At 54.0% G+C, this 18944-nt stretch carries 20 protein-coding genes and 1 tRNA gene; 6 read left to right on the top strand and 15 right to left on the bottom strand.

Annotated elements, in window-relative coordinates:
• The first annotated feature begins 28 nt into the window (after nucleotides 1–28).
• On the top strand, nucleotides 29–637 hold the full coding sequence (locus HNQ92_RS25930) for a trimeric intracellular cation channel family protein (RefSeq protein ID WP_184178968.1): 609 nt from the start codon (nucleotides 29–31) through the stop codon (nucleotides 635–637).
• An 881-nt stretch (nucleotides 638–1518) separates the two neighbouring features.
• Here the strand turns inward: HNQ92_RS25930 and HNQ92_RS25925 are convergent.
• Nucleotides 1519–1704, bottom strand: a complete 186-nt coding sequence (locus HNQ92_RS25925) for a hypothetical protein (RefSeq protein ID WP_184178966.1) — start codon at nucleotides 1702–1704, stop codon at nucleotides 1519–1521.
• A 133-nt stretch (nucleotides 1705–1837) separates the two neighbouring features.
• On the bottom strand, nucleotides 1838–2269 hold the full coding sequence (locus HNQ92_RS25920) for a response regulator (protein WP_184178964.1): 432 nt from the start codon (nucleotides 2267–2269) through the stop codon (nucleotides 1838–1840).
• A gap of 179 nt (nucleotides 2270–2448) precedes the next feature.
• On the opposite strand from HNQ92_RS25920, the gene HNQ92_RS25915 reads away from it, so the two are divergent.
• On the top strand, nucleotides 2449–2736 hold the full coding sequence (locus HNQ92_RS25915) for a hypothetical protein (protein ID WP_184178962.1): 288 nt from the start codon (nucleotides 2449–2451) through the stop codon (nucleotides 2734–2736).
• Here the strand turns inward: HNQ92_RS25915 and HNQ92_RS25910 are convergent.
• Nucleotides 2711–3217 (bottom strand): response regulator, encoded by a 507-nt coding sequence (locus HNQ92_RS25910; RefSeq protein WP_184178960.1) that lies wholly within the window; start codon nucleotides 3215–3217, stop codon nucleotides 2711–2713. The genes HNQ92_RS25915 and HNQ92_RS25910 overlap by 26 nt on opposite strands.
• 423 nt (nucleotides 3218–3640) lie before the next feature.
• The gene (locus tag HNQ92_RS25905; protein WP_184178958.1) at nucleotides 3641–3868 is read right to left on the bottom strand and encodes a hypothetical protein; all 228 of its coding nucleotides are present in this window, start codon (nucleotides 3866–3868) and stop codon (nucleotides 3641–3643) included.
• A 471-nt stretch (nucleotides 3869–4339) separates the two neighbouring features.
• Here HNQ92_RS25905 and HNQ92_RS25900 point away from each other — a divergent pair, with 471 nt between their 5' ends.
• The gene (locus tag HNQ92_RS25900; RefSeq protein WP_184178956.1) at nucleotides 4340–4903 is read left to right on the top strand and encodes a trimeric intracellular cation channel family protein; all 564 of its coding nucleotides are present in this window, start codon (nucleotides 4340–4342) and stop codon (nucleotides 4901–4903) included.
• 47 nt (nucleotides 4904–4950) lie between these two features.
• Here the strand turns inward: HNQ92_RS25900 and HNQ92_RS25895 are convergent, their stop codons facing one another.
• The 5 genes from HNQ92_RS25895 to HNQ92_RS25875 form a co-directional block, all read right to left on the bottom strand.
• Nucleotides 4951–5097 (bottom strand): SDR family oxidoreductase, encoded by a 147-nt coding sequence (locus tag HNQ92_RS25895; protein WP_343063047.1) that lies wholly within the window; start codon nucleotides 5095–5097, stop codon nucleotides 4951–4953.
• Nucleotides 5098–5157: 60 nt separating this feature from the next.
• The gene (locus HNQ92_RS25890; protein WP_184178954.1) at nucleotides 5158–6078 is read right to left on the bottom strand and encodes an Rpn family recombination-promoting nuclease/putative transposase; all 921 of its coding nucleotides are present in this window, start codon (nucleotides 6076–6078) and stop codon (nucleotides 5158–5160) included.
• Nucleotides 6079–6218: 140 nt separating this feature from the next.
• On the bottom strand, nucleotides 6219–7763 hold the full coding sequence (locus tag HNQ92_RS25885; protein ID WP_184178952.1) for a M20/M25/M40 family metallo-hydrolase: 1545 nt from the start codon (nucleotides 7761–7763) through the stop codon (nucleotides 6219–6221).
• Nucleotides 7764–7883: 120 nt separating this feature from the next.
• Nucleotides 7884–8861: a glycoside hydrolase family 43 protein gene (locus tag HNQ92_RS25880; RefSeq protein ID WP_184178950.1), complete on the bottom strand. Its 978-nt coding sequence runs from the start codon at nucleotides 8859–8861 to the stop codon at nucleotides 7884–7886.
• Nucleotides 8862–9014: 153 nt separating this feature from the next.
• Nucleotides 9015–10799: an ABC transporter ATP-binding protein gene (locus tag HNQ92_RS25875; RefSeq protein WP_184178948.1), complete on the bottom strand. Its 1785-nt coding sequence runs from the start codon at nucleotides 10797–10799 to the stop codon at nucleotides 9015–9017.
• A 259-nt stretch (nucleotides 10800–11058) separates the two neighbouring features.
• Between HNQ92_RS25875 and HNQ92_RS25870 the strand changes: the two genes are divergently transcribed.
• On the top strand, nucleotides 11059–11607 hold the full coding sequence (locus HNQ92_RS25870; protein ID WP_184178946.1) for a hypothetical protein: 549 nt from the start codon (nucleotides 11059–11061) through the stop codon (nucleotides 11605–11607).
• A 129-nt stretch (nucleotides 11608–11736) separates the two neighbouring features.
• Here HNQ92_RS25870 and purL read toward each other — a convergent pair whose 3' ends face one another.
• Nucleotides 11737–14013: a phosphoribosylformylglycinamidine synthase subunit PurL gene (gene purL, locus HNQ92_RS25865; RefSeq protein ID WP_184178944.1), complete on the bottom strand. Its 2277-nt coding sequence runs from the start codon at nucleotides 14011–14013 to the stop codon at nucleotides 11737–11739.
• Between the two features lie 177 nt (nucleotides 14014–14190).
• Between purL and HNQ92_RS25860 the strand changes: the two genes are divergently transcribed.
• Both HNQ92_RS25860 and HNQ92_RS25855 read left to right on the top strand, forming a co-directional pair.
• A tRNA-Ser gene (locus HNQ92_RS25860) sits at nucleotides 14191–14275 on the top strand.
• Nucleotides 14276–14383: 108 nt separating this feature from the next.
• Nucleotides 14384–15583 (top strand): tyrosine-type recombinase/integrase, encoded by a 1200-nt coding sequence (locus HNQ92_RS25855; RefSeq protein WP_184178942.1) that lies wholly within the window; start codon nucleotides 14384–14386, stop codon nucleotides 15581–15583.
• A 268-nt stretch (nucleotides 15584–15851) separates the two neighbouring features.
• Here the strand turns inward: HNQ92_RS25855 and HNQ92_RS25850 are convergent, their stop codons facing one another.
• The 5 genes from HNQ92_RS25850 to HNQ92_RS25830 form a co-directional block, all read right to left on the bottom strand.
• Complete coding sequence (locus tag HNQ92_RS25850; RefSeq protein WP_184178940.1) at nucleotides 15852–17345, bottom strand: hypothetical protein; 1494 nt, start codon at nucleotides 17343–17345, stop codon at nucleotides 15852–15854.
• Nucleotides 17329–17907 carry a hypothetical protein gene (locus tag HNQ92_RS25845; RefSeq protein ID WP_184178938.1) on the bottom strand — a complete coding sequence of 193 codons (579 nt, stop codon included), beginning with the start codon at nucleotides 17905–17907 and terminating at the stop codon, nucleotides 17329–17331. The genes HNQ92_RS25850 and HNQ92_RS25845 overlap by 17 nt, the downstream gene beginning before the upstream one ends.
• Nucleotides 17894–18295 carry a hypothetical protein gene (locus HNQ92_RS25840; protein ID WP_184178936.1) on the bottom strand — a complete coding sequence of 134 codons (402 nt, stop codon included), beginning with the start codon at nucleotides 18293–18295 and terminating at the stop codon, nucleotides 17894–17896. The genes HNQ92_RS25845 and HNQ92_RS25840 overlap by 14 nt, the downstream gene beginning before the upstream one ends.
• Before the next feature lie 41 nt (nucleotides 18296–18336).
• Complete coding sequence (locus HNQ92_RS25835; RefSeq protein WP_184178934.1) at nucleotides 18337–18534, bottom strand: hypothetical protein; 198 nt, start codon at nucleotides 18532–18534, stop codon at nucleotides 18337–18339.
• A 207-nt stretch (nucleotides 18535–18741) separates the two neighbouring features.
• On the bottom strand, nucleotides 18742–18927 hold the full coding sequence (locus HNQ92_RS25830) for a hypothetical protein (protein WP_184178932.1): 186 nt from the start codon (nucleotides 18925–18927) through the stop codon (nucleotides 18742–18744).
• Nucleotides 18928–18944: the final 17 nt, after the last annotated feature.

Here is an 18944-nt window from a genome sequence, read left to right as displayed (position 1 = left end):
AAAGGTACTTGACAGACCAAGGTACTTTATGAGCATTCAATACATTCTGGAAATCGTCGGGACGTTTGCCTTTGCCATTTCGGGAGCGCTGGCCGTCAAAGACACCGAGCACCCCGACTGGTTCGCGGCTACCTTCACGGCCTTCATCTCGTCCATCGGCGGCGGTACCCTGCGCGACGTCCTGCTGGGTAGTTATCCGCTCGTCTGGATTAGCGACATCACCATCCTGTACGCCATCCTGGCCGGGGTACTGGCTACGTTTGTTTTTTACCGGCAGCTCATGCACCTGCGCCGCACGCTCTTCCTCTTTGACACCTTCGGTATTGCGCTTTTTACCATCGTCGGTACCGAGAAGGCCCTCTCGCTGGGCGTCCGGCCCGAGATCGCCGCCATCATGGGCATGTTTTCGGCCGTCATGGGCGGGGTGATCCGCGATACGCTCACCAACGAGATTCCCATCATCTACCGCAAGGAGGTATATGCCACCCCCTGCCTGGCGGGGGCGGTGGCGTACCTGGTACTCGACTACTTGGGCGCGGAGCGCAACACGGCCTTCATCGCCGCCTCGGCGCTCATCATCGTCATCCGCATCCTGGCCGTGAAGTACCAGTGGCGCATCCCGGATTTTTTTCGGTAGGGGGGGAATGTCTCTCTGCTACTACCAGTTCAGAAACCGCGCTATAGCTGTTGGTGATAAATAAAACCGGACAGCGAACACCACCACCAGTTGCAAACTGGAGGCAGCAAGGGAAATAAAATAGAAGGGATCACAAAGTTAGACTATGGCAAAATCTGAACCAAAGGCACATCATACTCTCCCTCGCTGCTACTTCAAAGGGTTTAGTAACTCAGATAAAAAAGTCTTTATTTATAACCCGTTGGGTGAAATATAATACGGAAGAAAAATACGCACATATTGGTTTAAGATACTGAATTTCATAATCTTAAAGTCGATAAACAAACCCCAATATGTATGTCGAAATTAGTAAAAAATTATTCTAAAATCTTGGAAACAATCGAATTGTTGAATGTTGATTGTAACGTACCGGTAGTATCGTATAAAGAAATAACGGCTTTTCCTGGGCTCTCTGCGCCACCGTCAGTAAATGGGAGCGCAAATTCCGCTTTCCTGCGGACGTTTGGGGAGGGGAATGAGGGGTGATAGGAACCTTGTGGATCCCGGTCCTTTTACTTTTTGAGGAAAAACTTCAAAAAAGGAATTTTTGACAAAGCCTGTAGAGCTGCGGTAATAGGTTCAAAAAACAGGACTTTTTCAGCGGGTATGGATGGCCTGTTGTTGACAAAGGCAAGCGGGCGTTGATCCTGGTTTGCGGCGGCTAGAGTACCTGGCCTTCAAAAACGGACTGCCGGGAAGGATCGGCCTGCCGATGTGGCAGGCCCTTGCAGTTAAGGATGATTGGTGCGACAAGGCGGCGGCAAAAAATCGCAAATGCGAGATAAGACCGGCCGGGGGTAGCCTCCCCGCGCATCAGCCAGGGCTATGGGACCTAGCAGGTTCTACGGCTCTTTCAGGGATCGTATTTCGGGGCTTTCGATGCAGTGCCCCGCTTGGGAGACACGGATGTGACACGCCCGGAGGGGGGGGCTGCCGGGAAGCATCACCCCGGCGCGGGGATGTTGCAGGCCGCGCACGGCGCGTTTGACAAAGGCTTGTTGGCGATTTGTAGGATGGGTTATCTCCAAATTGTCCCTGTTCTTAACCCAGATGTGGGTGGGTAGCTAGGTGGACAGACCCTTGGCTGGGGAGAAAGGACCTCGAAAGGAGCCCCGCAGTCGGGCAGGGCTTACCAGAGAAGGAAGAGGCGATGTACAACGGTTAGTCCGATGATTCAGCACCGAGCAACTGATAAATTTGCCTAATAAATTGATCCGGATCGACCGGCTTATTTAAAATACCGGAAAAGCCTGCTGCATAGACTTTTTCTTCTACCTCCTGGGGCAGGCTGGCCGTCAAAGCCACAATGGGTAATACCTCCCCCCGCTCGCGCAACAAGCGCGTCGCCTGGTAGCCATCCATCACTGGCATTTGAAGATCCATGAGAATTAGCTGGTGCACGCCCGTATCAAATTTTTCCAACGCTTCTTGCCCATTTTGGGCGATGGTGACGGCAAAGCCCCGCCTGATCAGGTAAGCGCGCAGGGCAAAGCAATTGATACTACTATCATCCACGAGCAAAAGGTGGATCTGGGCGGTTTTATCCGGATTTGCGGGTATTGGGTCGGCCTGGTCGGCCTGGGGTGATGTCATGTTTATGGAAGAGGGTGATCTTATTCACTATTTAATGAACAGTGTTCAGTAGGCTATTGTTCAAAATTAAATGTACGAACATCAATTCCATCACCCTAGAATATGATTTAGGTCCTATTTCCGCCTTAGGCGCGAAAGGTACCTTTGTACTGTTCTTTCCCCCTCTAAAACCCTAGTTGATGACAGGTATCCCCAGCACCCTGCGTTTTGAACTCGAAGACCGCCGACTCATTTACTTTGCTGACCAAGCCGATGATCTGGCCGCCGTTTGCTCGGCGGACATGCCATTGGGTATTGGTCGCCTTTATCCCGGTACCTTTATCACGATTCAGGGCAATTCCTATCGAATTCAGCAGGTCAAAACCAAGCTCTACCAAAGCGCTGAACAGGTACAAGGGCCGCACATTGGCCGGGAGGAGCCCCTTTCGGTGATCTACGTGATTAGAAGCGCGCCTGAGCTGGTGTAGCCCCTCCCCCTAAGTATAGCCTAGCTGCGGGTTGTTCCGGCCGGATTTCATCAGGAATTCCAAGGGTACCGATCGGATGGTGGCTTCTCAAATGCAGGATCAAATCCAGGAGATTCTTGGGTTGAATAGGTTTATATTGTACGGCCGAAAAGCCCCCCTCATAAAGGTCGAGCTGAACATCCAGGGTACAGTCGGCCGTCAGGGCAATAATGGGTAAAATCTCTCCCCGCAGCCGCAGCAAGCGCGTGGCTTCTAATCCGTCCATTTCTGGCATGTGAATATCCATGAGCACGAGATCGAAGCTTGAATCCAGCTTCTGAAGGGCTTCGAGTCCATTGGATGCTACATCGAAAACACACCCCCATCGCTTTAGATAAGCTCCCAGGGCAAACGTATTAATGGGGTTATCTTCAACCACCAAAATTCGGATACCGCTTAGCTCATAGGGTGACCTGGGCTCGGTACTATTTATTTGATACATCGTAGGTGTAGGTAGGAGATTGGAGCTTGCTATACTACCACTTTTCCTCGAGTTTGTTTAAAGTAAATTAAACAAAATTTAATTTTTTTTTATCGTTCCAATACCGACAATCAGCTTTACTAGAGTTACTTGTTGTGAGTAGTAAGGCCAGTTGTTCCAGGTCCGGCACTCTCCCTTCGTTTGGGCCTCTTTCCTGCGTCCATCCACGCAGAGTGCTTTCACGTGGTCCTCACTTTTCCAGCCGAACTGCTGGGGTACTTCATCAGGATCTCTTATGACTAACTGCTGAGCAAAAACGTTCCTTTCATGGTGGTGCAGGCATCCAGCAGCGCGCGGAAGTCGTCCAGGCTGTCGCCGCCGTAGTGGTCCTGGTTGGCCGAAAGGTAGGGTGGATAAGAGGTAGAAAAACGCGTCCGACGCGTCTTAGGTTACCTTCAGCACATCGAAGCACAGGTTGGCCTGCACCCACACACTCCAGGCGCAGGCCGCTGGGTTGGTGATTTCCTTCTGCTGAGCCCGGCTGCGAAAAGTCTCGTCTACCTTGGCAGCCAACTCCTCTAAGTCGTACTTCAGTCCTTTGTAGGAAGTGATGAGCCAGTGGTTGATGTCGTTGACCACTTCGGCCTGGCAGGGTGGCTTGCCCCAGAACATGGCATTGTCTTAGCTGCGTCTTTCAGGGTCCGGCATTTCCCAATTACCCCACCACTGCCCACCAGAACGTATTTTCCCGGTTCATAAGAGGTACTTTTGGCCTTAATAACCTAGCTCGGCAGGATGATGCCCTCTAAAAAGGGGGATTCACCATGCCCAATCGCTTTCGTCCTAATGAAAAAAATAAAACTCCTCCTCATGAAGCTTCTACTCCCTTTACACCTACTCGGCGGCTACAGCCGAGGTATTCCGCTTCACGATGCGCTTTACTGTGCAGCCGTGTCAGAACTACCCCCCGCTTAGAGAACCGCGCCTGATTGCGGGTGAGTGGTTTGCGCCACGTCCAGGTACTTGGCCGATTGACAACCGTATTTCTTCCCAGGCACTCTATGAAATAATAAAAACCGCAAGTACTGACCGTTAAAAGGGATAGTCCATCCGCAAAAGAATTGGCCCCGAACGCCCAACAACATGTTTCGCCATGGTGTGCTGAAGGAAAGCTCCACGTTTTTAGCTTCGTGCCCCGACTGGTTCGCGGCTACCTTCACGGCCTTCATCTCGTCCATCGGCGGCGGTACCCTGCGCGACGTCCTGCTGGGTAGCTATCCGCTCGTCTGGATTAGTGACATCACCATCCTGTACGCCATTCTGGCGGGCGTACTGGCTACCTTTGTTTTTTACCGGCAGCTCATGCACCTGCGCCGCACGCTCTTCCTGTTTGATACCTTCGGTATTGCGCTTTTTACCATCGTCGGTACCGAGAAGGCCCTCTCGCTGGGCGTCCGGCCCGAGATCGCCGCCATCATGGGCATGTTTTCGGCCGTCATGGGTGGGGTGATCCGCGATACGCTCACCAACGAGATTCCCATCATCTACCGCAAGGAGGTGTACGCCACCGCCTGCCTGGCCGGGGCAGTGGCGTACCTGGTACTTGACTACCTGGGCGCGGAGCGCAACACGGCCTTCATCGCGGTCTCGGCGCTCATCATTGTCATCCGCATCCTGGCCGTGAAGTACCAGTGGCGCATCCCGTAGTTATTTCGGTAGGGTTTGGGGAAAATGTCGCCAGTTTAGAAACCGCGCTATGGCTGTTGGTGATCGAACACCACCACCAGTTGCAAACTGGCGGGAGCAGGGAGCTCGGTGTCAGTGGGGTCGGGCGAGATGGAGTTGACGTTGATGTGGCGCGCCCCTACTTCTTTGGCAAATACCCGCGTGAGCTGCTCCACGGCCGGGACGGCCGCCTGGTGCTAGGAAAATCACATGGGTTACTTGTCTTTTTGAGGTACTTACTCCAGCTTTATTCTTAGTTGCTCAATGAGGGATTCACTCAATCCCGTTAGCTGGATAATGGCCTGCATGGATAGCCCCATTTTTAAAGCATTTTTGGCCACTTCTACCTTTTCTTTCTCCATTCCTTTTTCAATCCCTTTTTCAATTCCTTTCTCGATTCCTTTCTCAAAGCCCTCCATGATTCCCTCTTCTTTGGCCGTATCCAACGAATTTTTCAAATCGCGGTAGTACTTCAAGCTGTCCTCGTAGGAGCGGATTTGATCCGGAGTGAATTTGGCGATCTCGGCCGTTTCAAAGAGCTTTTCAAAGACTCTTTCGCGGAGTTTGTCAGGTACCTTGTCTAGGCGATTCAGATTTCTCAAGACGTAGAGCCACTTGTCAAACCGACTTTCCAGTTCATCGACCGTTTTGTTGAACTTGGGCATTTCCAGGTAGATGAACGTAAGCTTGTCGTAAAATACTTGCTTGGTCTCTGTGTCGGTGAGCTTGACATCATACCTGAACTTGGTCGGATCGTTTTTGTCTTCGTCAAACACAAAATCCAGAATGGCGATGGTGTAGACGGCCTTTAACTCATAATTCCAGTCGGCACGCTTGGCTTGTTCCCGAATAGGGAAGGTCGAGTAGTAGACGGTGCGGTCTTTGAAGAAGTTCTGCTTGGCCTTCTGTAGCTCGACAATGAATTTCTCGCCTTTGTCATTCTCACAATATAGATCGAAGATAGCCTTTCGGTCTAGCTCGCTGGTACCCAGGTGCTCGCTTTTGAGGTAGGTCAAGTCTACGATCTCACCTTGTTCTTCCTGCAAAAGTACGTTCAGGAAATCCCTTAGCAGGTCTTTGTTAGGCTCCTCGCCGAAGAGGCGCTTAAAGCCGTAGTCGGTGAAGGGATTGATATAGCGCTCTACGAATTCTGCCATGAGTTGCTGTTTTAGATCCAAAGGTACTGAATTTTCGCGTTGGGCGATTTGCCCTTCATCGCCTACAAAAAAAGGAAGCAAGGTACTTCGCCTCACTTCCTTTTTTGATGTACGATCAGGTACTTTTAACCAGCATCCAACTATCTACCGACCGAATCCGGTGCTTTGGGCAGCGGCTTGCGGGGTAGTTTTTGGTCCATTTGGGCGGTGTTGTACACAAAGGCCGCCACGATGGTAGCCATTTGCTTGAGGTCGTCCATCACCAGGCGCTCGTAGGTATCTACGTTGGTGTGGTGCGTGCGGCTGCCGTACTCGATGCCATCCTGAATAAACTGAAAACCCGGCAGCCCCAGCGCGTCGAAGCTTACGTGGTCGGTACCGCCGGTGTTGCGCAGCGTAACGGTGGGATGGTCAATGATGTCGGCAAAGGGCGCGAGCCATTTCTCAAAAATGGGCCGCACGGCTTCGTTGCCCTGCAGGTACACGCCCCGGATGCGCCCCGTGCCGTTGTCGATGTTGTAGTAGGCCGAAAGCTTCTCGTGCGCGGGCTTGAGTTTCATGGTTTGCGGGTCGCCAAAGGTATTTTTGACGTAGTTGCGCGAGCCGTACAGCCCCTGCTCCTCACCCGACCACAGCGCAATCCGGATGGTGCGCTTGGGCTTCAGCCCCGTCGTTTGCAGAATCCGGATCACCTCCATCATGACGGTACTTCCGGCGGCGTTGTCGGTAGCACCGGTGGCTCCGTGCCAGGAGTCAAGGTGGGCACCCAGCATTACTACTTCGTCTTTGAGCTTAGGGTCGGTGCCAGGAATTTCGGCGATGACGTTGGAAGAAGTCAGCTTGTTATAAAAGGTCGTTTTGATGTCGGCCTCCACCGTCACGGGGATGCCGTTCTCGGCCAGGCGGGCCATGAGGTACGCGTGCTCAGGGGCCATCTCAAACGACGGACCCGGCTCGGGGGCGTCGCCGCGGAAGGAGGCACCGTTGCTGGTGAAGAAGGTACCGTGCTTACCCTGGCGTGCCACGATCTCCATCTTCACTTTTTGGGCCAGCAGGAAGCTATCGACCCGGTTGCGGAAGGTGCGCATGGCGCGGTACCTTTCCAGCATTTCGGGCGTAAAATTGCGCGAGCCGAAGGCTTCGGAATCGGCCATTTTGTCCAGGTCTTCGCTGGTGTAGCGCACGGCGTCAGCCTTGAAGGTAGGCGCGGTATTGGCTTCGCCCTTGATCAGGATGATCTTATCCCGGAGCTTACCCTCGTATTTTTTGAGGTCTTCCTCCTGGTTGATATCCACTACCACTACCTCGCCCGTGATGGGCCCCGAAGTACCTCCCGTCCAGGCTTTAGGGATGGCGATAAAGGGCATGTAGTAGGGCTTGGTCATGGCGATGTAGCTTTTCTCTACCTGCCAGCCTTTGCCAAATTCCCCCCACTCTTCGAGCCGGGCGTTCTGGAGACCCCACTTTTTCAGCTGATCCACCGACCACTCGGCGGCGCGCTGGTAGCCGGGCGAGTTGGTGAGGCGCGGCCCGGAGGCGTCGGTGAGGCGAAAGGCGATGTCGGCCACTTTGGAGTTTTCCAGGCCTTCCTTGCGGATCTTCTGCATGGCCTCCTGACTGACTTCCTGGGCCATCAGCGTGTGCGCCGCTAGCAGCAGAATCAGGGGATAGTACAATCGTTTCATAAGCGCGTGAGCGAATTTGGTGTTTACTATCTACGATAACATAAAGCGTAAAAGTACTCTTTTTGTGCTATTAATTCGCAAGACAACGAAATCTTTTGTAGGTCAAAGTACCTTTTGGGCTTACCTAAGAGGACGCGCCTTCACGCCTTCGTGCGTGATCTTGACGGGCTTAATGAGTCCTTTTTCGTCGAAGTGCATTTCGTCGATGCACGTCACGCGGTGGTTGCCGTCGGTTTCGCCCAGCGGACGGCGGTGGTACACGATGTACCACTGGTCCTGGTTAGGTACCTGGATCACGGAGTGGTGCCCGGCCCCGGTCGCTACCTGCGGGTCTTGCTGCAAGATCTTGCCCACGCGCTCGAAGGGCCCAAAGGGCGAGTCGGCTACGGCGTAGGCTACGGAGTAGTTGGGGCCGGTCCAGCCGCCCTCCGACCACATGAAGTAGTACTTGCCGTTACGGATAAACATAAACGGTCCCTCGACGTAGCCCTGGGGCGTGATTTCCTTGAAGGTACTTCCGTCGGGAAAGGGCACAAAGCCCGTGAAGTCGGCGTTGAGCTTGGCGACGTTGCAGTGCCGCCAGCCGCCGTAAAATAGGTAGTACTGGCCGTCTTTGTCCTTGAACACAAACTGGTCGATGGGCTGTGCGCCGTTATGGAACTTGTCGATGAGCGGCTTGCCGAGGTGATCTTTGAAAGGACCCTCGGGACGGTCGGCCACGGCCACGCCAATGCCGCCGTGCTCCTGGTCGCTCTGGATGTCGTTGGCCCCGAAGAAGAGGTAGTACTTTTGGTCTTTCTGCACAATGGCCGGTGCCCATACGGCGCGCTTGGCCCAGCGGATGCTCGTGGTGTCGAGGATGCGGCTGTGCTTGGTCCAGGTCACGAGGTCGGGTGAGGAGAAGGCGTCCAGAAAAACCTGCTGGTTGTAGGGAGCCGAGTAGGTAGGGTAGATCCAGTAGGTATTGTTAAAGATAATCCCCTCCGGGTCGGCGTACCAGCCGGGAAATACGGGGTTACCAGCGGTTTTAGAGGTACTTTGAGCAAAAGCCAGGGAGGTACTTAGGAGAAAGAGAAGTACTAAGGGTTGTTTTTTCATTGTAGGTTGATTAGGGAAAAGGTACTTTGTATTTGCCTAACTTGCTCAGCCCAATTGCCAATTGGGCTGACATCAGACTCGCGTTTAAAACGCAAATTGATTACACCCCCATTGGCAATGGGGGTGAGCGAGCCAAAGATACAAAGTACCTTTTTATTCTTTGTCGAATGTCCGGGCGATCTTGTCGAGATTGAGGCTTTTGGCCGAGGCGTCGAAGATTTCGCGGTAGGTACCTTCGCGCTCGTAGAGCTCCTCGTGGGTACCGTGCTCCACTACCCGGCCCTTTTTCATGACGTAGATGCAGTCGGAGTCGATGATTTGGGAGAGACTGTGCGAGATGATCACCACCGTGCGGCCCTGCTTGATGGCGTCGAGGCTGTTTTTGATCTGCTCGGTGGCGATGGCGTCCAGGCTGGCGGTGGGCTCGTCCAGGAAAATAACCGGCGGATTTTTCAGGAATAGCCGCGCGATGGAAATCCGTTGCTGCTGCCCGCCCGAGAGCAGCTGGGCGTCCGACTCATAACCCTGGGGTAGTTCCATAATCTGGTCGTGGAGGTAGGCCTGCCGCGCGGCCTGGACGATTTCGTCGTGGCTGGCGTCCATCTTGCCGTAGCGGATGTTCTCTTCGATGGAGCCTTTAAAAATATGGTTTTTCTGAAGTACCATGCCCAGGTCGTCGCGGAGCGTGGGCAGGTCGTACTGCTCCAGGGGTACTTCGTCCAGCAGGATCTGGCCCGAGTCGGGCGCGTAGAAGCGCACCAGCAGGTTGATGAGGGTACTTTTGCCCGCGCCCGATAGCCCCACCAGCGCCACCGTTTGGCCGGGGCGGATGCTCATGCTCACGTGGTGCAGGGCCTGGGTGCCGTTGGGGTAGGTAAAGGATACGTCGCGCAGCTCAAAGTACCCCCGGATCTGGGCGGGCTGGTAGGTACCTCCCGTTTCGGCGGCCAGGTTGTCGTCCAGGATGTCGAAGAAGCCCTCGGAGTAGGTAAGGGCGTCGTTCATTTCGTCGTAGATGCGGTGCAGCTGTCGGATCGGTGCCGACACGTTGTTGAACAGCAGGATATGAAACATGATGGCCCCGATGGACATCTGCTGATCCAGCACGAGGTAGGCCGTCAGGATGATGATCAGTACCACGCCGATTTGCTCCACGAAGCTCTTGATGCCGTCGAAGAGGAAGTTGGTGCGGCGGGTTTTGAGTTGCGAGGCCATGAGCTCCTGCTGTAGCCCGTACTGCCGCTTGCCTTCAAAACGTTCCCGCACGAAGGATTTGATCACCAGAATGGACTCGATGAGGTTGATGAGTCCGCTGCTCTTATTTTCGCGCTGGGTTTTGAGCTTGCGTCGTACGCCCTGCAGCTTGTCGGCCTGCTGGTAGCTCACCCAGAAGTAGATCGGCAGGATGCCCAGCGCAATGCTACCCACGTACACATTGGCCGAAAACATCACCCCCAGCGCCACGATGGCGTTGGCAAAAAGCGGCAGGATGTCGATGAAGAAATTCTGGATGAGCTTCGTAAGGCTTTCCACGCCCCGGTCGATGCGCGTCTGGAGCTTGCCTTTCTGGTTGTCGTTGTCGCTGTAAAAGCGCAGCCCGTAGCTCAGGATGCGGTCCACGGCCGACTGCGACAGTTCGCTCGACACCTGGATGCGGATTTTCTCGCCAAAGTACCTTTGCCCAAACACAATGAAGGTATTGATGAGCTCTTTGGCAAACAGCACCAGGGAGATTTCGGTGAGTAGCCAGGTACCTTGCGCCACGCCTGAGCCGCGGTCCAGCATGGTCTGGATGGTATCCACGGTGTAGCGTAAAATGATGGGATTGACCTGGGCCGTGAGGGAGCCCAGCAGCGTGAGCAGCAACGCAAACAGGATGAGCCGCCGGTAGGGCCGGACGAAAGGTTGCAGCCGCTTGAAGATGTCCCAGATACTCATGCCCTAGTCGTAATGCTGTAAAAGTATACTCCCGAGCGGGCGAAATGTTTTGGGACGGGGTACTTTGGCCGTTACATCGTGTTGGGTAAAAGCGAAGGTACCTTACCTTTGTAGCGACACATAGAATTTAACACACCAGTTTATGCCACTAAAACTACCTCCTCTTGCTCTGGTACTTAGTCTCAGCCTTTTATTTAGCGGCTGCGGCCCCAAAAACTACCAGAGCCCCGACTCCCGTGCACGTGCCTCTACGCACCGAATGATGGCTATCATCCCGCCGGAGGTTTCAATTCAAGGGGGAAATGAACGAAATTCTGACGCTTTTCGGGACCAGGAAAGACGGGAGTCATTGAACTACCAGCAACGAATCTATACCTGGATGTTAATGGGGAAAACGCAGAAGCGTATCCTGGTGGATATTCAGAGAATTCAGGATACTAATCTATTATTAGAAGAAGCAGGGTACTTTGAAGGAAAGATGGCTTCGCCAAATGAAATAGCAGAAGTACTTGGTGTGGATGCCATTCTTACGGCACATTTTAAACTAAAAAGAAAAATGACGGATTCGGAAGCTAAGACCTTCGATTTTCTCATTGGTGGCGGTCCGGCTCAACGCTATGGCGGTACACCATATTCTTCCAATACAAAAGTAACCTTGGAGCTGTACGATCAGGAGTTGAGCAAGGTTCTCTGGCAGTATGATGCTAAGTTGCCAAGGGGTATGCGAAGTGCAGCATCCAGAGTGGTTGATGATCTTATGGAAACGGCTACCAAGAAAAGCCCCTACTACGGTTATCCTAAAAAATAAGAATTAGTAACTCAGAGGTACTTTCCGCGTACTAAGTAAGGGTACTTTAAAAAAAGCAACCCCGCTTTTCCAGGAATAATTCCGGAAAAGCGGGGAAAGGTACTTTCAAGCAGATACCTCAAGGTACCCTTAGGCCATCAGGCGTCCCAGTGAGTTATCGTACAAGTCCTTGGCGTCGGCGGTACTTAGCACCGTCTGGCCGTTCACGACGAACCCTTCGGCCGTGACGGTACCCAGCAGGGCGTGCTCGGTCTTGAGCTCCGCGCCCAGCAGCTGCTGGAAGGTACCTTGCTGCTCGGGCTTCACCGATACCAGTACCCGGCTCTGCGCCTCGCCGAAGAGGTAGGCGTCGGTCCGGAAGTTGTCGTCGGTCGAGATGCTAAAGCCCAGGCCGCGCGGCATCGCCGACTCCGCCAGGGCCACGAACAGCCCGCCGTCCGAGACGTCGTGTGCCGAGGCGATCACCCCTTGCGCAATCAGCTGCTTGATGCTCTGGTGTAGGGTGTATTCTTCGTCCAGGTTGAAGGCGGGCGCAGGCGACTGCTTCACACCGCGGTAGGAGTAAAGGTACTCCGAGGAGGCGATGTCGTTCTGGGGGGGACCTACGAGGTAGATCAGGTCGCCTTCGGCCTTGAAGTCGAGCGTCATCTGGTGCTCGGGGTTTTCCACCAGGCCAATCATCCCGATGGTGGGCGTCGGGAACACGGGGCCGTCGTCGGAGCTCTGGTTGTAGAAGCTCACGTTACCACCCGTCACTGGCGTGGCAAATTTCAGACAAGCCGCGCCCATGCCCTTGACGGCCTGCACAAACTGCCAGTATACTTCCGGTACGTAGGGATTGCCAAAATTGAGGTTATTGGTCACGGCCAGCGGCTCGGCACCGGTGCAGGTGAGGTTGCGGGCCGCTTCCGACACCGCAATCTGCGCGCCCACGAAGGGGTCGGCGTTGACGTAGCGGCTGTTGCAGTCCACCGTCATGGCGATGCCCTTCTTATAGTTGGGGTGCTTGGCGTCGCGGATGCGCACCAGGGCGGCGTCGGAGGGGCGGTTGGTGCTGCGGTTGGCGGTACCTACCATCGAGTCGTACTGCTCGTACACCCATTTTTTGGAGGCGATGTTGGGGTGCGACAGCAGGTGTTTCGCTACGGCGGTGAGCTCGTCAGCGGCTACGTCAGGTACCTGGTTGCTATCAAATTGCTTGAACTGCTGGTAGTAGGCGGGCTCGCGGTACTCGCGGTGGTACTGCGGCGCGCCGCCGCCCAGCACCAGGTCGTGGGCGGGTACGTCCGCGATGAGCTGGCCGTGCTGGTAGAAGTGCAGACGGCCCGTGTCGTGGGGGCCGGGCGCTACTACCTCGCCGATCTGGGCGCAGTGCAGGTCCCACTTGTCGAAGATGGCGTTGATGATGTCCTCCTTGCCTTTCTCTACCACCACCAGCATCCGCTCCTGCGACTCCGACAGTAGGATTTCCCAGCCGTGCATGTTGGCCTGGCGCGTAGGTACCTTGTCGAGGTCGATGATCATGCCGTGCTCGCCCTTGGCGCTCATTTCGGAGGTGGAGCAGATGATCCCCGCCGCGCCCATGTCCTGAATCCCGATCACGTGACCCGTGGCGATGATCTCCAGCGTGGCTTCCAGCAGCAGCTTCTCCATGAAGGGATCGCCTACCTGCACGGCGGGTAGTTTTTCGTTGGATTTATCCGAAATATCTTCCGAAGCGAACGTAGCTCCGTGGATACCGTCCTTGCCCGTGGCCGAGCCCACGATAAACACCGGATTGCCCACGCCGTAGGAAGTAGCCTTAGCTACCTTATCGACCTCCACAATCCCCGCCGAAAAGGCGTTCACGAGGGGGTTGGTGTTGTAGCATTCGTCAAAAAATACCTCACCACCCACCGTCGGGATACCGAAGGCGTTGCCGTAGTCGCCGATGCCCTTCACCACGCCCTTCACGAGCCACTTGGTTTTGGGGAGGTTGGGGTTGCCGAAGCGCAGCGAGTTGAGCTGGGCAATGGGCCGCGCGCCCATCGTGAAGATGTCGCGGTTGATCCCGCCCACGCCCGTAGCCGCACCCTGGTAGGGCTCCAGCGCCGAGGGGTGGTTGTGCGACTCGATCTTGAAGCTACAGGCCAGGCCGTCGCCGATGTCCACCAGGCCGGCGTTTTCTTCCCCCGCCTTGGCGAGCATCCGGTCGGAGTCGCGCGGGAGGGTTTTGAGCCACACGATGGAGTTTTTATAGGAGCAGTGCTCCGACCACATCACCGAAAAGATACTCAGCTCGGTGAAGTTGGGGTCACGGCCCAGGATTTCTTTAATTTTTTCAAACTCTTCGGGGAGTACGCCTAGCTTGCGGGCGGTTTCGACGGTAGGGAGGACGTTGCCGTCCGTTACTTCGGTAGGAGCCACTTGGTTATCAGTTAGAGTTGACGCAAACTACCCCGAGGGGCGGGGGTAGTTTGAGGCCACAAAATTAGGACTAATCGCGCAGAGAACCGCCTGTCGAAGAAATTTTATGTCAAAACTATTGACTGAAAAAAAATCCTCCTTACATTTGCACCACGTTTGCGACCCAGCAAATCTTCTAGAGGGATGGCGGAGTGGTCGAACGCGGCGGTCTTGAAAACCGTTGTACCGTAAGGTACCGGGGGTTCGAATCCCTCTCCCTCTGCAGCACTTAAACGCCTCACAGTCAGGAACTTTGAGGCGTTTTTCGTTTCCAAAAAATGCCTCAGTGCCAAATAAGTGCCAGCAAATTGTTGAATCTTTTGGCTTATTTATGAGTAAAATTCCTACCAGATATCCATACCGAGAGCCCATTCTTTTTGATTCAAATGGGGATATTTCCAAGAGATGGTATGTAGGTTATTATGCCTGGTCAGAGCAAAAGGGGCAGTTGGTCAGGAAGCGTGTGATTGTCAATCAACCCACGGCGAAGGAGCGTTACGAGCAGGCCAAATTCATTATTGAGATCATTACTCAAGAGTTAGAAGCTGGGGCGGTTGTTGATCCTATTGAAGTGCCAGAGCCTGAGATAAGCCCGCTCACTCCGCTGGGAAAAGCCTGCGATTTCTTCCTGGATAAACGAGGGAAGACCGTTGGTAAAAATACTAATATTGCCTACAAAAAAGATATTAGGGAGTTCAAAGCCTGGGCGGAGAAAGCTGGGATTCTGAATTTGCCCGTTTCTCAATTTAACAATCAGCTGGCGTTTGCCTTTTCGGATCATCTGGATACGAAGGTGTCCAAACGTACAGGTAAAATAGGTGTTGCCAAAAAGACCTACAGCAATTTTATCAGTACGCTCCGGACTATGTGGGCGTTTCTTATTAACCGGGAAATACTCAAGGATAATCCCTTCCTGAAGCTCCAAAAAAGAAAAGGCCGCAGCACTCAGCATATTCCGTACACGCCCGCTCAGGTCAGGACGTTCAAGAAGATTTGCCTAGACGATGTAGAAGATCATCAGCTTTGGCTGTTTGTTAATTTCCTATACTATTGTTTTTTGCGACCTCGTGAGGAAGCCCAAAAGCTCCGGATCAAGCACATCCTAAAGAAAACGATTGTAGTCCCGGCTGAATTAGCCAAAAACAACCTAACCGAACACGTCAAGATCCCCAAAGGACTGGAGGTATTGATTCAAGAATACAAACTCCGTGAGTATCCTTCTACCTATTATGTATTCTCAAAGGATGGGAAGCCGGGACCGGTAGCGTTGAATGATAAATACATGTATGATCACAACCGGAGAGTTCTGGCCAGGGCTGACCTCACGGATCAAGATTATGATCTCTATGGTTGGAAGCACACGGGCGTAATTGCGCTCTACCTGGCCACGAAGGACATTAAGCTGATTCAGGCTCAGTGTCGACATAAAGACATTAGTACCACTGATAAATACCTCCGGGAATTAGGGCTCTTTCTATATGAAGATGCGCTGGACTGCTTCCCCGAACCATCGGCAGACCATACCAATTAAGGGAAGGTTGACTTCAAAAAGGGGCTTTTGAATGGGCCTAAATAGGGTGAGTATTACCTTTTTAGGCCCATTATTGAAAAGTTGCACCCTTTTTGCTTCACTTTTTCGGCCAAGCCACTGGCGATCTGTCTGTTGTCTGAAAAAAAAGTTTTTTTGAGGCCGAAAGTCCGAGAGTGAGGCCCGCCCTTTGACATTTTGGCAATTTCCATTTTTCGAAAAAACGAATTGCTGAAAGGCCCCCCCCTCTCGAAATCCCTCACGTTTTTTCTCAGAGGAACTCCACTTCGAAGCCGCTCGCTGACCAGGCATGCCCGCCGTTGCAACGCCACACCGCATAGTAGTCGACCGTGTCCGACAGGTGGGTGGCCCGCTCCTGGTCCTCGCTCTTCTTGGTCTCGCTGCTCTTGTCCTTCTTGTAGTCCTTGGTGATGGGCGTGCGCTGCATCGATACGACAGTACTCTTCGCGTGCACTGGGTGGAAGCGCATGTGCAGGCCATCGTCCCGGGTCTCCGACAGGATACCATGCATCAGCTTCTGGATCTCATCCTTGAAGGGGTTGTAGGAAAGCGGTGCCGAAACTACTTCCCAACCAGCCTGCTCAAAAACATCCACCACTTCCTCGAAATTAGTTACCCAGGTACCGTCCTCTTTCATTTTGGTACCGGCCGATTTATTATTTCCATTCCGGTCACCGGTGATTACGATGCGGCGCTCCTGGTGGTGGTCCAGCAGGTCCAGCAGCTCCACGGCCAGGGTCTGCGCCATGGTCATGTCTACATCAGGCTCCTTCACAAAAGCGTTCATCACGCAATGTTGTGGCTCCCCAAAGTCCTGCCAAACCGTACAGGAAGTAAAGTGGGCGTTAAAATCAAAGACCGCCACCAGATCTTTGGTGGGGTCATAAAAAGTTTCTTCGTCAATCTCGGTATGGCGGTCCCAATCCAGGGCAGGATAAAAAGACTTCGGTATTTTCGAGAGCCTTTTTCCCAACACTTCCACGTCAAACTCAATTTTCGTGAGCTTCTTTTTCAGGTTGGCAATGTAATTACCAGGTAAAAAAATCGCGTTATCCCGAGTCGTCACCTGCATAAACAGGTACCGGTCCGGCTCTTCTTTCTGAAACTCTTCCACGTCGAACATCCACTCGCCGGTACTGCCGTAAGGCGGGGAAGAAAATACCGAAATCAGCCAGTGAAAAGGGGAGTCGTACTTGCCCACGTTGGCCCGGATCCGGCCCTCCAGGATCTTCAGCCACTCCCGCTTAAAAAGGAGCGCTTCATCCATGAAGGCAAAATCGTCGTTGCGGCCGCGGTGGCTATCCGGATTGAGCTTATAGCCGCATACCTCCATCACCCAGCCGTTGGGAAAGCTGATGCAGTTATCCCAGTTGTCGGGCTCCTGCCAGGGCCTTTCCCAATCCTCCGGAGGCTTGCGCCAGAGCACGTAGTCGCCGGTACCGCTCTTGAAATCGTACTCCCGCAGGTCGAAGTGCTCCCGCCAAACTGATTTCACCCCTGGAAAAATAGCCCGCTGGAACTGCGTCACGGTAAGGCAGGCGAACTGCCCCTTCGCCTGGGGCAGTTCTTCCTTGCTGATCAGCATGAGCAGCGCCATGGCCACCGACTTCCCCGAACCGATCCCGCCGATCATGGCGGCCGTTTTGGTACCCTCGGCCGTCAGGTCGTACATCACCGCTTCCACGAAGTCACCCTGCTTGTCATTGACTTCTACTTCCTGGATCAGCTCACTCGTCGACTTCATATTCGGCTTCCTGGGTTAAGTGATCACTTTCCGTTTTTCCATTCTTGACCACCGTTTTGCGCTTGATCACGATCTTGGTGGGCTTTTTCTTCTCGTCGGTTTTCACCTTGGAGGTATCGTAGGCCCCGTCGATGGTGGCTGCTTCCTTCAGTAGGTTTTTGTACTCCCGCAGTAACGCCGCCGCTGCCCGGTGATCTTCCCCCGAATCGCGCAGCTTTTCGTAATCCTCGAAAATTTTCTGGGCGGTTGTGCGCATCAGCTCCGCGTACATGAATTTGATCCCATCCCGGTTCCGGAGCTGCCGCAGTTCGGCGAAAATCTCGTAGGCCATGCTGAGCAGCTCCCGGGCGCGCCGGTCCTGCACCCGCAGGCGTGGGTCGTTCTTGGCCAGCTTGATCACGTCGACGTCGCTGAAGCCCTGCCGGAGCCAGCCGCGCAGTACGTCGATCTTCTCGAAGGTGTCTTCCTGCTGGGTAGTCAGCTCCTTGCCCGTCAGCAGGTGCTGGCGGTAGATATCCATTTCCTCGTATACCTTTTCGAGGTACTTATTATGTTGTCGCATAGGTGAGGGCTACGATTTGGGTTTTCAGATCATCCTTGAGCGCTTCGAGCTTATCCAGATCCGCCGCCCAGTGCTGGGCTTTCTTATGCTCAGGATTTTGCTCCAGCTTTTTCTTGGTCTTGGAAATATTGACGTTTATCCGGGCCAGCTCCAGCTTCAGTTCCGCCAGGCCATTGGCTGGCGGAACTGAAGAAGGTACCTGCACCGGATCCGGCAGCTTGCCCGTTTTCTTCACGTGTTCGACCTGGAGCATCACCCGTTTCCATTCTTCACGCTTGGCCAGGATCTGCTCGATCACCGGCTTCACGCCAGCCACGTCGTCCGGACGGTACTCGTGCAGGGTATTAGAAAGAAGAGCAGCTGCCCGATGCAGCCCATCGGCCTGCACCAGCAGCTGCTCTAGTACGTTGGGGTCGGGTGAAGCCTTAGCTACTTCTCCTCGGTGGTTTTTTTTTGTGCGGGTTCCTCTGGGGCCGTTTCCACGGGGGCCGGAGCCTCGGGAGCGGTCTCTACCGGAGCAGTCTCCACGGGAGCCGTTTCTACTGCCGAAGTGGAGACGGCCTCAGTGGAGACTGCCCCCGTGGTGACTGGTTCTTCGGTTTCCGGATCCTCGGTTAGTGTGTTCACTGCCTCAGTGGCCACTGATTCCAAATGGCTCTCCAGCGCTTGCAGCGCACCCTGTAGGATCTGCCTGTTTTGGTCTGAAGGGTTGCTATTGAAGCGCATCTGCGCTAGCTGGACCGACGCCTTAAGTTTTTTGATGTCCATAGTGATGGGTGGAAAATGATTTGTCCAGGAAAAAATTCTGAAATCGGGCTTTCTCGAAACCAGGCCTTACTTGCCTTTTTTCTCGGGTACCCCGGTCGGTTCGACCTGGGAAAGCACCGCCTTCACCAGTTGTACCCTGCTATCTCCATTTTGGTGCAGCACCGCCAGGTCCTCCTGGGTGCAACTCTCTAGGGAGCGCGTAGTACCATTCACGAAGACATGCCCGGCGGCGTTATCGGCTACTTTGTACATAGTTGGTAGAAAAAAGA

The sequence above is a fragment of the Rhabdobacter roseus genome (assembly GCF_014202275.1).
Taxonomy (GTDB): domain Bacteria; phylum Bacteroidota; class Bacteroidia; order Cytophagales; family Spirosomataceae; genus Rhabdobacter; species Rhabdobacter roseus.
This window is presented reverse-complemented; position numbering and strand designations above follow the sequence as displayed.